The 13,166-nt window shown below is 64.5% G+C and carries 10 protein-coding genes; 7 read left to right on the top strand and 3 right to left on the bottom strand.

What is annotated here, in order from left to right:
* Nucleotides 1-80: 80 nt before the first annotated feature.
* The 7 genes from RPS27_RS35880 (at nucleotide 81) to RPS27_RS35850 (ending at nucleotide 9,736) form a co-directional block, all read left to right on the top strand.
* Nucleotides 81-782 (top strand): TetR/AcrR family transcriptional regulator, encoded by a 702-nt coding sequence (locus RPS27_RS35880; protein WP_194408225.1) that lies wholly within the window; start codon nucleotides 81-83, stop codon nucleotides 780-782.
* A gap of 1 nt (nucleotide 783) precedes the next feature.
* Complete coding sequence (locus tag RPS27_RS35875; RefSeq protein WP_194406957.1) at nucleotides 784-1,977, top strand: efflux RND transporter periplasmic adaptor subunit; 1,194 nt, start codon at nucleotides 784-786, stop codon at nucleotides 1,975-1,977.
* 70 nt (nucleotides 1,978-2,047) lie between these two features.
* Entirely contained in the window at nucleotides 2,048-5,143 is a 3,096-nt protein-coding gene (locus RPS27_RS35870) for a MexW/MexI family multidrug efflux RND transporter permease subunit (RefSeq protein WP_212065332.1), read from the top strand.
* Between the two features lie 155 nt (nucleotides 5,144-5,298).
* A complete protein-coding gene (locus RPS27_RS35865; protein WP_212065331.1) occupies nucleotides 5,299-7,347 on the top strand; it encodes an ATP-binding protein in 2,049 nt (682 codons plus the stop codon).
* Nucleotides 7,344-7,733 (top strand): response regulator, encoded by a 390-nt coding sequence (locus tag RPS27_RS35860; RefSeq protein WP_018315558.1) that lies wholly within the window; start codon nucleotides 7,344-7,346, stop codon nucleotides 7,731-7,733. Before RPS27_RS35865 ends, RPS27_RS35860 begins: the two co-directional genes overlap by 4 nt.
* Complete coding sequence (locus tag RPS27_RS35855) at nucleotides 7,730-8,980, top strand: adenylate/guanylate cyclase domain-containing protein (RefSeq protein WP_212065330.1); 1,251 nt, start codon at nucleotides 7,730-7,732, stop codon at nucleotides 8,978-8,980. Before RPS27_RS35860 ends, RPS27_RS35855 begins: the two co-directional genes overlap by 4 nt.
* Before the next feature lie 9 nt (nucleotides 8,981-8,989).
* Nucleotides 8,990-9,736 (top strand): hypothetical protein, encoded by a 747-nt coding sequence (locus RPS27_RS35850; protein WP_313755002.1) that lies wholly within the window; start codon nucleotides 8,990-8,992, stop codon nucleotides 9,734-9,736.
* 65 nt (nucleotides 9,737-9,801) lie between these two features.
* On the opposite strand, the gene RPS27_RS35845 is transcribed toward RPS27_RS35850, so the two are convergent.
* From RPS27_RS35845 to RPS27_RS35835, 3 genes are read right to left on the bottom strand one after another with little or no spacing between them, the layout of a single operon-like run.
* Nucleotides 9,802-10,686: an ABC transporter permease gene (locus tag RPS27_RS35845; protein WP_211417809.1), complete on the bottom strand. Its 885-nt coding sequence runs from the start codon at nucleotides 10,684-10,686 to the stop codon at nucleotides 9,802-9,804.
* A gap of 4 nt (nucleotides 10,687-10,690) precedes the next feature.
* On the bottom strand, nucleotides 10,691-11,632 hold the full coding sequence (locus tag RPS27_RS35840) for an ABC transporter permease (protein ID WP_194406963.1): 942 nt from the start codon (nucleotides 11,630-11,632) through the stop codon (nucleotides 10,691-10,693).
* A gap of 10 nt (nucleotides 11,633-11,642) precedes the next feature.
* Nucleotides 11,643-13,151 (bottom strand): ABC transporter substrate-binding protein, encoded by a 1,509-nt coding sequence (locus RPS27_RS35835; protein ID WP_212065328.1) that lies wholly within the window; start codon nucleotides 13,149-13,151, stop codon nucleotides 11,643-11,645.
* Nucleotides 13,152-13,166 lie beyond the last annotated feature (15 nt).

Here is a 13,166-nt window from a genome sequence, read left to right as displayed (position 1 = left end):
CCACTGAATTTACAACGCACTTAGGTTGCGATGCAACATAATGCTTGACTTCTGCGTGGGTGAGTGCTTACTCACCCAGCATGAGCTCATTGCGTATGACGAGCGACCTGAGGCGTCAATTGATCCTCGGTGCCGCGAAGCGCTGCTTTGCCCGACATGGCTATACCGGCACCACGACGAAGAGCGTGGCGGCCGCCGCTGCCATTTCCGAGGCGCTGCTGTTCAAGCATTTCCCGTCCAAGGCGGCGCTCTACGCCGAAATCCTCAGCGACGAATGCGAGGCCGATCCGGCGCTCACCGAACTTCTCGAACGGGAGCCTTCGACCGCCACACTGGTCGAGGTGATCCGCGGCATGGTCCAGCATTTCCTCCACATCGCCGATGGTCCCGATCAAGAAGAGGCGCAGCGGTTGCGACTGATGGCCACGAGCCATTTGGATGATGGCGAATTCGCCCGGTTGCTGTATGCCAAGATCGAGACGCTGATCGGGGCGATCTTCGTCGCCTCGCTCGAACGTGCCGTTGTCGCCGGGGACGCGCGGCCATGCAGCGGCGATCCGCTCAACCTGTTCTGGTTTGCGCATCACACGGTGATGACCACGGCGCTGACCAGACTTTCGGCCACGCCTTGCCTGGTCTACGGCAAGGCTGACGACCTCGAGCGGCAGCTGTGTGAGTTTCTCCTGAGGGGTATCGGACTTAACGACGCCGCAATTGCTTCGCATCTGGGCCACGATCAGGCCGCGGATGCCGGCAGGACGGCGATTGCAGAAAGTGCATGACATGAACATCGTAACCGAACACAAGATTTCGGGCGAACCGATCGACAACAAGGCTCCCAAGCGTCCGGTCCGGCCGGTGCTCTGGTTCATCATCGTCGGCACGCTGCTGGCCGCGCTCGTCGGCGGCCTCGTCTGGTTCAATTATTTCCGCGGCCAGATGATCAAGCAGTTCTTCGCCAACAACAAGCCGCCGCCGACCGCGGTCAGCGCGGCGGAGGCGAAGTCCGAGGTGGTGCCGAACCTGCTCACCGCGGTCGGCGGCCTCGTCGCCGTGCACCAGGTCGACGTCAGCGCCGACGTCAACGGCCGCGTCACCGAGATCAAGTTCGAGCCGGGCACGCGTGTCGAGGCCGGCACGCCGCTTGTGCAACTGTTCGACGCCCCGGAGCAGGGTGACCTCGCCAACTACAAGGCCCAGGCAACCGTCGCGCAGCTGTCGCTCGATCGCGCCAAGCAGCTCGCCTCGCGCCAGTTCGGGCCGCAGGCCACCGTCGATTCCGCGCAGGCTGCCTATGACCAGGCGCAGGCCGGCATCGCCAAGACTGAAGCGCTGATCTCGCAGAAGCTGGTGCGCGCACCCTTCGCCGGTGATCTCGGCGTCCGCAAGGTCGAGGTCGGTCAATATCTGACGGCAGGCACGGCGATCGTGTCGCTGACCGACCTTTCCGAACTGTGGGCCAACTTCACGGTGACCGAAAAGGATTCCGGCAGCCTCAAGGTCGGCCAGACCGTCCGCCTCAAGGTCGATGCCTATCCGGGCCGGATCTTTGAGGGCAAGATCACCACGATCGAGCCGCAGATCTCGGCCGACACCCGCAACATCCGCGTGCAGGCGACCGTTGCCAATCCGGAGAAGATCCTGAAGCCCGGCATGTTCGTGAACACCACGGTGGTGCTGCCGGACAAGCCGGCCGTGATCACCGTGCCGGAGACGGCGGTCGACTACACGCTGTACGGCGACTCCGTGTTCGTGATCACCGAGAAGAAAGGAGAGGATGGCAAGACCAGTCTCTCCGCGGTGCGCACCTTCGTGCAGACCGGCAGCCGGGTCGAAGGTCGCGTCGAGATCATCAAGGGTCTGAAGGCGGGCGACAAGGTCGTCGCCGTCGGCCAGCTCAAGCTGCAATCGGGCGCTGCGGTGTCGATTTCGACCGACCCGGTTCCGCAGATCCCGGCGCAGCCGCCGCGCTACTGATCCATGACATTCGAGTGATCCGGCCTCGCCGGATCACTTCTCTTGAGACAAAGAAATCGAGATCGCCGCGATGGCCATTACCGATATTTTCATCAAGCGCCCGGTTCTGTCGGTCGTCGTCAGCCTGCTGATTCTGTTGATCGGCCTGCGTGCGGCGATGGTGCTGCCGATCCGGCAATATCCCAAGCTGTCGAACACGGTCATCAACATCACGACCGTCTATCCGGGCGCATCTGCGGACCTGATCCAGGGCTTCATCACGACGCCGATCGAGCAGGCGGTCGCGTCCGCCGAGGGCGTCGACTACATCACGTCGTCCTCGGTGCTCGGCACCTCGACGATCCAGGTCTACATCAAGCTGAACTTCGATCCGAACCAGGCGCTCACCGAGGTGTTGGCGAAGACGAATTCGGTCAAATATCTGATCCCGAAGGAATCCAACGACCCGATCGTCACCAAGACCACGGGCCAGACCACGGCCGTGATGTATCTCGGCTTCTCGTCCGAGGAGCTCTCGGGCTCGGCGATCTCGGATTATCTGACGCGCGTGGTTCAGCCGGTGCTGTCGACCGTCGATGGCGTGGCTTCCGCCGACATCCTCGGCGGCCAGACCTTCGCGATGCGGCTGTGGCTCGACCCCGAGAAGATGGCCGGCCGCAACGTGTCGCCGGCGGACGTGGCGTCGGCGATCCAGGCCAACAACTTCCAGTCCGCGGCCGGACAGGCCAAGGGCTATCTGATCGTCTCGAACGTCTCGACGAATACGGGCCTGACCAACGTCGACCAGTTCAAGAAGATGATCGTCAAGGCGAAGGACGGCGGCTTCGTGCGGATGGAGGACATCGCCACCGTCGAGCTCGCCGCCCAAAGCACCGATGCGAGCGTCGCCTTCAACGGCGAGCACGCGATCTTCATCGGTGTGCAGGCCACCCCACAGGGTAACCCCTTGACGCTGGTCAAGGGCGTGCGCGCGCTGTTCCCCGAGCTCGAACGCAATCTGCCGCCGTCGATGAAGATGAAGGTCGCCTACGACTCGACCAAGTTCATCCAGTCCTCGATCGACGAGGTGGAGAAGACGCTGGGCGAAGCCGTGATCATCGTGATCGTGGTCATCTTCCTGTTTCTGGCCTCGCTGCGGTCGGTCATCATCCCGGTCGTCACGATTCCCTTGTCGATGATCGGCGTCTGCACCCTGATGCTGGCGCTGGGATTCAGCTTCAACCTTCTGACGCTGCTCGCGATGGTGCTGGCGATCGGTCTCGTGGTCGATGACGCCATCGTCGTGGTGGAGAACATCCATCGCCATCTGGAGGAGGGCAAGACGCCGGTCCAGGCGTCGTTGCAAGGCGCGCGCGAGATCGTCGGTCCCGTCATCTCGATGACCATCACGCTGGCCGCCGTGTACGCGCCGATCGGCTTCCTCGGCGGCCTCACCGGTTCACTGTTCCGCGAGTTTGCGTTTACGCTGGCGGGTTCGGTGATCGTGTCGGGCGTGATCGCGCTGACCTTGTCGCCGATGATGTGCTCGGTGCTGCTGAAGAACACCGAAGAGGGCCGCTTCGCCAAGCTCGTCAACCGGGTGTTCGGCGCGCTGACGCGCTGGTATGGCCGCAAGCTCGACCGCTCGCTCGACTACAAGGCGATCACGGGCCTGTTCGCGATCACCATCCTCGGGCTCGTCGGCTTCCTCTACATGCACACCTCGAAGGAGCTGGCGCCGGAGGAAGACCAGGGCATCGTGTTCGCGGTCACCAAGGCACCGAAATACGCCAATATCGACTATGTCGATTTCTACGGCGAGAAACTCGACGAGAAATTCCAGCAATTCCCCGAGACCGATCTGCGCTTCGTGCTGAACGGCATCAACGGTCCGCAGGGCGGCATCGCCGGCATGCTGCTCAAGCCCTGGGACGAGCGCAAGCGCTCGTCGATCGCGCTGAAGCCGCTGGTGCAGGCCGAACTCTCCAAGATCGAGGGCGTGCAAGCGTTCGCCTTCAACCTGCCGCCCCTGCCTGGCGGGCCCGGCGGCCTGCCGGTTCAGATGGTGATCAACTCCACCGCGGGGTTCCAGACGGTCTATGAGCAGATGGAGAAGCTGAAGGACGCAGCCCGCAAGAGCGGCATGTTCATCGTCTCCGATAGCGATCTCAACTTCAACCAGCCCAACGTGAAGGTGACGATCGATCGCAGCAAGGCGCAGGATCTCGGCGTCAACATGCAGAACCTCGGTGCGACGCTCGCCGTGCTGCTCGGCGGTAACTACGTCAACCGTTTCAATCTCGAGGGGCGGTCCTATCAGGTGATCCCGCAGGTGCCGCGCGCCAAGCGGCTGTCGCCGGAATCGCTCGGCGGTTACTACGTGACGACCAATACCGGCCAGCAGCTTCCGCTGTCGACGGTGGTGTCGATCCAGACCAAGACCGATCCAAATTCGCTGACGCACTACAATCAGCTCAATTCGGCGACGTTCTCTGCGGTGCCGATGCCCGGCGTGACGGTCGGCGCGGCGGTCGACTTCCTCGAAAGCGAGGCCAAGAAGCTGCCGCAGGGCTTCAGCCATGACTATCTGGCGGACTCCCGGCAATATGTTCAGGAAGGCAACCAGCTCGCGATCACCTTCGGCTTCGCGCTGATCATCATCTTCCTGGTGCTCGCGGCGCAGTTCGAGAGCCTGCGCGACCCGCTGGTGATCATGATCTCGGTGCCGATGGCGATCGTCGGCGCGCTGATCCCGCTGTTCTTCGGCGTCGCGACCATGAACATCTACACCCAGGTCGGGCTGCTGACCCTGGTCGGCCTGATCACCAAGCACGGCATCCTGATGGTGGAGTTCGCCAACGAGCTCCAGGTCAACGAGCGGCTCGACCGCCGCTCGGCCATCGAGATGTCGGCTCGCATCCGCCTGCGGCCGATCCTGATGACGACGGCCGCGATGGTCACCGGCCTGATCCCGCTCCTGACCGCGACCGGCGCGGGCGCGGCCAGCCGCTTCTCGATCGGTCTGGTCGTCGTCGCCGGCATGTCGATCGGCACCCTGTTCACGCTGTTCGTGCTGCCGGCGGTGTATGTGGTGCTGGCGACCGACCACCGCGCCGCGGCCGATTCCGAGCGGAACAAGCAGGTTGCCGAGCTCGATCTCGACGCCAAGGCCCTGCGGCCGACCTGAAGCTGTCAGCAAGCGAACCAGGGGGCGGCAGCGGTCCATCCGCTGCCGCCCTTTTTCGTTGCGCCACCGCATCCGCAGTCGACGCCGCAGCCCTGGGGGCGCGGCCTCCTGCGCTCGCAAGAGACAAGGTCCGCGCTTCTTGCTAGTTTCGCGGGATGAGCCTTTCCCTCCATCCTGACACCCCGCAAGCGAGGACGCTGCCGAGCGCGGCTCCGGCTGGGGCCGCCTCCGGCGCGGTCGCGGGACGGGGGATCCGGACGCGGCTGTTCACCAAATACGTTGCGCTGTTCGTGGCCGTCGTCGCCATCGCGCTGCTGGCCAACGGCCTGTTTGAGGTCTTCTTCTATTATCGTGAGCACAAGGCCTCGCTGATCCAGGTCCAGCATGAGCAGGCCGAAGCAGCTGCGGCCAAGATCGGCCAGTTCGTCAAGGAGATCGAGAGCCAGCTCGGCTGGACCACGCAACTGCCGTGGTCGGCGAGCTCGATCGAGCAGCGCCGGTTCGACGCGCTGCGGCTGCTGCGTCAGGTACCTGCCATCACTGAGCTTGCCCAGGTGGATTCGACCGGCAAGGAACGGTTGCGGGTCTCGCGGCTGGCGATGGACGCGATCGAGAGCGGGACCGACCTGTCCGGTGACCCCAAGTTCATCGAGGCGGTCGCCCACAAGGTCTATTACGGGCCGGTCTATTTCCGCCGGGAGTCCGAGCCCTACATGACGCTGGCGCTGGCCGGCGCGCGCAAGGATGCCGGTGTCAGCATCGCCGAGGTCAATCTCAAGCTGATCTGGGACGTGGTTTCGCAGATCAAGGTCGGCCAGCGCGGGCACGCCTATGTGGTTGGCCCGGAAGGCCGCCTGATCGCCCACCCCGACATCAGTCTCGTGCTGCGCAACACCGACATGTCCGGCCTCGCACAGGTGCGCGCCGCGCAGGCTGCCGGCGGCACGATGCCGAATGCGCTCGAGGAAGCGCGCAATATCCAGGGGCAGAAGGTCTTGACGGCATCGGCCCCCATCGAGCCGCTGCACTGGACCATGTTCGTCGAGCTGCCGGTCGAGGAGGCCTATGCCTCGCTCTACGCCTCGCTGCAGCGGCTCGCGATCGTGCTGCTGGCGGCGTCGATCTTCGCAGTGCTTGCCGGGATATTCCTCGCGCGCCGCATGGTCGGGCCGATCCAGGCGCTGCGCAGCGGCGCCGAAAGGATCGGCGGCGGCGATTTCTCGCAGCGCATCTCGATCCGGACGGGTGACGAGCTCGAAGGGCTCGCCGACCAGTTCAACGACATGGGCGCGCGCTTGCAGGAATCCTATGCCGACCTCGAAAAGAAGGTCGAGCAGCGGACCTCCGAACTACGGCAATCCCTCAACGAGCTTCGGACCGCGCAGGACCGCCTTGTGCAGACCGAAAAGCTCGCGTCCCTCGGCCAGCTCACAGCCGGCATCGCGCACGAGATCAAGAACCCGCTCAACTTCGTCAACAATTTCTCAGCTCTCTCGACCGAGCTAATCGACGAGCTCAACGAAGTGCTCGAAGCGGCAGGCCTCGACGGCAAGACCAAACAAGAGGTCGACGAGCTCACCCGCATGCTCAAGGGCAACCTCGAGAAGGTGGTGCAGCACGGCAAGCGAGCCGATTCCATCGTCAGGAACATGCTGTTGCATTCGCGCGAGGGCTCCGGCGAGCATCGCGCCGTCGATATCAATGCGGTCGTGGAGGAGAGCCTCAACCTCGCCTATCACGGCGCGCGCGCCGAACGACCGTCCTTCAACGTCGCACTTCAGCGCGCCCTCGATCCCGCCGCCGGCATGGTCGACATCTATCCGCAGGAGATCACGCGCGTCCTCCTCAATTTGATCTCCAACGGATTCTATGCCGCCGCCAAGCGCAAGGAGAGCGCGGGCGAAGCGTTCGAGCCCACCTTGAGCGCCGCGACCAAGGACCTCGGCGCCAGGGTCGAAATCCGGATCCGTGACAACGGCACCGGCATTCCGTCCGACGTGATGGAGAAGATGTTCAATCCCTTCTTCACCACCAAGCCGGCCGGCGAGGGCACCGGCCTCGGCCTGTCCATGAGCCATGATATCGTCGTGAAACAGCACGGCGGCACCATCGACGTGAACTCCACACCCGGTGTATTCACCGAATTCGTCATCACCCTGCCGCGCACGATGACGGCAGGCGACACTTCCGGAGGCAAGTCTTGAACGTTTACATCCTGGTCGTCGACGATGAGCCCGACGTCGAGGCGCTGTTCCGGCAGCAATTCCGCCGCGAGCTGCGCGCCGGCCGCTTCCAGATGGAGTTCGCCTCTTCAGCGCCCGATGCGCTCAAGCGCGCTGCGGAGGTTCGCGACCCCTCGTTGATCCTGATCCTGTCCGACATCAATATGCCCGGCATGAGCGGGCTGGACATGCTGCCAAAAGTTCGCGCCGCACACCCGGACGTTCCCGTGATCATGATCACGGCCTATGGCGACGCCGAGACCCGGCGGAAGGCGATCGAGCGCGGCGCCGTCGGGCTTCTCACCAAGCCGATCGATTTCGCGCTGCTGCGGCAGGAGATCGACACGAGGCTCGAGCAAGCCGCATGAGCGCGACCATCCTCTTCGTCGATGACGAGCCGGATCTCGAGGCGCTGGTCCTGCAAAAGTTCCGCAGGCAGATTCGCGGCGGAGAGGTCACGATCATGTTCGCTCGCGACGGTATCGAGGCGCTGGCCTCACTCGAGCAGAATCCGCAAGTCGACATGGTGGTCTCCGACATCAACATGCCCCGGATGGACGGGCTGTCGCTGCTGGCAAAGCTCCAGGAGGCCGAGGACAAGAAGTCGACCATCATCGTCTCCGCCTATGGCGACATGAGCAACATCCGAACCGCGATGAACCGGGGCGCGTTCGACTTCCTGACCAAGCCGATCGACTTTGCCGATCTGGAAGCCACGATCGGGAAGACCATCCGTCATATCGAGATGCTGCGCGAGGTGAGGCGCCGCCAGATGGAAGCCGAGCGCGCCCACGCCGCGCTGTCGCGTCATTTCTCGCCTGAGCTCGCCAGGCGTCTGGCCGCCAGCGGTGAGGGCGAGGGCATCGAAGTGCAGTGGCGCGACGTCGCCACCATCTTCACCGACATCACCGGCTTCACCTCGTTGGTCGAGACCGCGCCGCCCGAGACGTTAGGCAAGCTGCTCAACGAGTATGTCGGCGGCATGACCGAGGTCATCTTTGCGCATGAGGGCACGGTCGCCAAAATCATCGGCGACGCGATCCAGGTGCTCTTCAACGCGCCTGGGGATCAACCGGATTATGCCACGCGCGCGGTCGCCTGCGCCCACGAGCTCGATGCCTGGGCGCAGGATTTTCGCGCGCGCCAGAGTGCCATGGGTGTTGCCTTTGGCGCCACCCGCATCGGCATTCACGCCGGCCCGGCGCTGGTCGGTAATTTCGGCGGCAACCGCTTCTTCGACTACACCGCCTATGGCGATACCATCAACATCGCCGCGCGGCTGGAGGCCGCCAACAAGCATCTGGGCACCCGCCTTTGCGTCAGCGCTGGCGTCGCCGAGGCGACTGGGAATTTTCAAGGCCGCCCCGTGGGCGAGCTGATGCTGCGTGGGCGCAGCGAGCCGCTACGCGCGTTCGAGCCGCTGCCCCCGGGCAAATTCGAAGCGCCGGAAACGGCGCTGTACTCTGAGGCTTTCGCCAAGATGGAAGCCGGCGATGCCGCGGCCATGCCGGCCTTTGCCGCGCTGGTCGGCATGCATGCCGACGATTCCCTGGCCGGCTTTCACCTGAAGCGCCTGCTCAACGGCGCCAAGGGCATTCGCATGCAGCTTGAATAGGAGTGCGTCATGGTTCCTGATTTCTCTGCCGGCAATTACCGCTTCATTCCGTCCGTGTTTCAATATTCTGCGGGCGCAGCCGCGGATGAGGGCTATGAGATCGAGCGCGTCCGCTTCGATCGCCTGGTGCCGCTCGCGGAAGGCTTTGCGATGGCGGCAAAGTTCATCCAGGAGGCGGGTCGTCCCCTGACGGCGTTCTGCGCCTGCGAACTGCGTTCGCCGGCGGCCTTCAGCGAGGAAGGCTTTCGCGCGTTCAACCTGCATTATGTGAAGACGCTGTCGGAATGGGGCATCTTCGACGGCACCACCAACCCGGTGGCACGCAGCAATGTCTGCCCTGAGATCGATCCGCCGGCCGAGCCGTCGTTCTATGCGTTCTCCTTCACCCGCCCCACGCGCTCCAAGGCACCGTCTTTCGTGATCGCCGGCGGCGCCGAGGCGCGCGAGGGCAGCGGGACCTATGTCGAGCGCACCGTGCGCTACCGTGATCTCAGCCCGGAGGGGCTGCGGGAAAAGGTGCGCTTCACCACGACGTCGCAGATGGAGAACCGGATGGCGGCGTTCGGTTTCGGCTGGAAGGACACGACCGGCGTGCAGGCCTATTCCGTCCACGACTTCCACCACGCGCTCGTCGATGAACTGGTCCGCCGCGGCGCGCTGCGCTCCGGCCTGACCTGGCATTTCGCACGGCCGCCTGTGGTCGATCTCGAATACGAGATGGATTGCCGCCGCGTGATGCGGGAGGTGGTGATTTGAGGTCCTTGTGCTGAGGAGGGAAGGCCCTTTCGTCGGAGCGCCAAGCGAGGCTCGTTCCTTCAGCGTCAGCGCTGCCTGGGATCCAGCGCATCGCGCAGGCCGTCGCCGAGCAGGTTCAGCGACAGCACCACGAGGAAAATCGCAAGCCCCGGCCAGATCGCCATCCACGGCGCCTGCGTCAGGAAGCGCTGCGCCGCGTTGAGCATGCTGCCCCAGGACGGTGCCGGCGGCTGCTGGCCGAGGCCGAGGAACGAGAGCGCGGCCTCGGCGATGATGGCGGCGGCGATCGAGAGCGTCGCCTGCACCAGCAGCGCGGGCAGGATGTTCGGCAGGATATGCGAGAGCGCGATCCGCCACGGCGGATTGCCGAGCGCGCGCGCAGCCTCGACATAATCCTCAGCCTTGACGACGAGCACCTGGCCGCGGGTCAGGCGGACGAAGATCGGCGTTGCCGAGATGCCGATCGCGATCATGGCATTGCCGAGGCTCGGCCCGAGGAACGCGGCGAGCGCGATCGCCAGGATCAGGAACGGGCAGGCCAGCATCGCGTCCGTGATCCGGCTGATCAGCGCATCGAGGAAGCCGCCGCGATAACCGGCGAGAAGGCCGAGCGGCACGCCGATCCCGAGCGCGATCGCGACCGAGATGAGGCCCGCGAGCAGCGAGGCGCGTGCGCCGTAGACGACGCGGCTGAGGATGTCGCGGCCGAGCTCGTCGGTGCCGAACCAGTGCGCTGTGGTCGGCGGCTTGCGCACCAGGCTCCAGCTCGTCGCGATGGGATCATAGGGCACGATGAGCGGGGCCAGCACGGCGAGCGCGATGACCAGCACGAGCACGACGAGCCCGAACACCGCCGCCTTGCGCTTGAACAGCCGCCGGCGCGCGCGGCGGGCCGGGCTATCCAGCTCGTCGGCGTGGGTGAGAGGGCTCGGCAGCGCGGCGTCGGTCATTGATCTAGCCTCGAAGCCGCGGATTGACGAGGATGTAGGCGATATCGGCAACGAGGTTCAGCGTGATGTAGACGGTCGCCGTCACCAGCACGACGCCCTGCACCACGGCGTAGTCGCGGTTGAAGACGGCATCCACGATCAGCTTGCCGAAGCCGGGAATGGAGAAGATCTGCTCGGTCAGGACGGCGCCGGACAACAGCGTGCCGAGCTCCAGCGCGCCGAGCGTGATAACGGGCGTCAGCGCATTGCGCATGGCGTGCTTGAGGATCACCGAGCGCTCCAACAATCCCTTGGCGCGCGCGGTGCGGACGTAGTCGCTTTCCAGCACTTGAAGCATGGCGCTGCGCGTATGCCGCATCAGCACCGCGGCAATCGCATTGCCGAGCACGAAAGCCGGCATGATGGTGGCAGCCAGGCTGGCGCGCCAGTTCTCGGTGAGCGGCACGTAGCCGGACGCCGGCAGCCAACCGAGCTCGATCGAGAACAGGAAGATCAGCATGATCCCGAGCCAGAAGTTCGGCGTCGAGATGCCCCATAGCGCAAACAGGTTTGCGCCATAGTCCCAGGCCGAGCCTTTCTTCACGGCCGCGACGATGCCTGCGGGAATGCCGATCAGGAACGCGATCACGATCGCCATCGAGCCGAGCTGCAGCGTCACCGGCAGCTTCTGTGCGATCAGCTCGCGCACCGGCATCTTGTTGCGCAGCGACTCGCCGAAATCGCCCGACAGCACGCCCTTGATCCAGTAGGCATACTGCACCGGGACGGGCTGATCGAGCTTGTACTGGCGGCGTATCTGCTCGATCACCGCGGGGTCGCGCTCTTCGCCCGCCATCACCAGGGCGGGATCGCCCGGCAGCAATTGCTGCAGCGAGAAGATCAGCACCGACACGAAGAACAGCGTCGGCACGATCTGCGCAAGGCGGCGGGCGAGGAAGTTCAGCATCCTCTCGTCGTCACTTCAGCTTGAGGCCGACCACGCGCACGAGGCCGTCGGGCATCTGCTTGTAGCCTTCGAGTTTGGTCGTGTGCGCGATGATGATGCGGCGGTGGTAGAGGTAGAGGAGCGGCTCTTCGTCCTGTACGAGCTTGGCGAGCATCTCATAGCTGGCCTTGCGCTTGGCGGGGTCGGTCACCAGCCGGGCATCTTCCAACGCCTTGTCGGCCTGCGGATTGTTCCACGCGCCGTAGTTCTGCGGCGCGCCGCTATGCAGGAACACGAAGGTGTTGCCGTCGGGGTCGACGCGGCCGCTCCAGGCGAGCATGTAGGCCTGGTAGTCGCCGGCCTCGGCCTGCTTCAGTCCGGTTGCGAACTCGGTGAGGCGGATCTTCATGTCGAACCCGGCTTCCGCCGCCATCGACTGGATCACCTGCGCCGGCGTCTCGGTCTCCGCGCCCTTCGGCACCAGGAAGTCGACGCTCACCGGCGGCGTCACACCGGCTTCCTTCAGCAGCGCCTTGGCCTTCTCGACGTTGCGCGGACGGACCGGGAGCGATTTCTGATAGTAGGGATGGTCTGGATTGACCCATTGATTGCCGACCTGGAACTCTCCGTTGAACACGACCTGGTTGAGCGCCTCGCGGTCGATGGCCAGGTCGAGTGCCTGCCGCACCTTGGCGGACTGGCTGAGCGGTCCCTTGGCCTTGTCCTTGCCGATGTTGAGCGTGATGCCCTGATAGCCGAGCTCGATGGCGGTCGCGACCTTCAGCCGCGAATCCGCGCGCACGTCCTTCAGATCGGTGGCGAGTACACGCTCGATCAGGTCGAGCCCGCCGGACTTCAGGTTCGCGAGCCGCACGGTGGCATCGACGATCGGCTGAAACACGATCTTGTCGATGAAGATATTGTCCTTGTTCCAGTAGTCCGCGAACTTCTCGAACACGATGCGGTCCTGCTGCACCCGCTCGATGAATTTGTAGGGGCCGGCGCAGACCGGGCGCAGGCCGAACTTGTCGCCGGCTTCCTTCGCCGCCTTCGGCGACACCATCATCCCGGCGCGGTCGGTGAGCTGGGCTAAGAGCGGCGAGAACGGCGACTTCAGCACCAGCTTGATTGTGAGGGGATCGACGACCTCGATATGATCGACCGAGGCCAGCTCCGGTTTGCGGAACGAGCCGGGGAAGGTCAGATGCCGCTCCAGCGAGAACTTTGCGGCTTCCGCGTCGAACGGCTCGCCGTCGTGGAATTTCACGCCGGGCCGGAGCTTGATGACCAGCGCCTTGCCGTCGTTGGCGGTCTCGCTCGATAGCGCGAGCTGCGGCACGATGTTGAGCTTCTCGTCGATGTCGAACAGCTTGTCGCAGAAGGCGGAGAACACGATGCGGCCGACATAGGTTCGCGCCATCGTGGGATCGAGGATATCCGGGTCCTCCGCGAGGCCGATGCGCAACGTACTCTGGGCCTGCGCGGCTCCGATCGACAACAGGATGGCGGCGGCCGTTGCGGCCAGGCGAAACATCTTCATCGGTCAATCCCCATT

Source organism: Bradyrhizobium sp. WYCCWR 12699, from assembly GCF_032144035.1.
GTDB lineage: Bacteria > Pseudomonadota > Alphaproteobacteria > Rhizobiales > Xanthobacteraceae > Bradyrhizobium.
This window is presented reverse-complemented; position numbering and strand designations above follow the sequence as displayed.

Excerpts from the sequence above, each read along its gene's own strand:
- RPS27_RS35880 (WP_194408225.1), top strand. The coding sequence starts at position 81 with ATGAGCTCATTGCGTATGACGAGCGACCTGAGGCGTCAATTGATCCTC.
- RPS27_RS35875 (WP_194406957.1), top strand. The coding sequence starts at position 784 with ATGAACATCGTAACCGAACACAAGATTTCGGGCGAACCGATCGACAAC.
- RPS27_RS35870 (WP_212065332.1), top strand. The coding sequence starts at position 2,048 with ATGGCCATTACCGATATTTTCATCAAGCGCCCGGTTCTGTCGGTCGTC.
- RPS27_RS35865 (WP_212065331.1), top strand. The coding sequence starts at position 5,299 with ATGAGCCTTTCCCTCCATCCTGACACCCCGCAAGCGAGGACGCTGCCG.
- RPS27_RS35855 (WP_212065330.1), top strand. The coding sequence starts at position 7,730 with ATGAGCGCGACCATCCTCTTCGTCGATGACGAGCCGGATCTCGAGGCG.
- RPS27_RS35850 (WP_313755002.1), top strand. The coding sequence starts at position 8,990 with ATGGTTCCTGATTTCTCTGCCGGCAATTACCGCTTCATTCCGTCCGTG.
- RPS27_RS35845 (WP_211417809.1), bottom strand. The coding sequence starts at position 10,686 with ATGACCGACGCCGCGCTGCCGAGCCCTCTCACCCACGCCGACGAGCTG.
- RPS27_RS35840 (WP_194406963.1), bottom strand. The coding sequence starts at position 11,632 with ATGCTGAACTTCCTCGCCCGCCGCCTTGCGCAGATCGTGCCGACGCTG.
- RPS27_RS35835 (WP_212065328.1), bottom strand. The coding sequence starts at position 13,151 with ATGAAGATGTTTCGCCTGGCCGCAACGGCCGCCGCCATCCTGTTGTCG.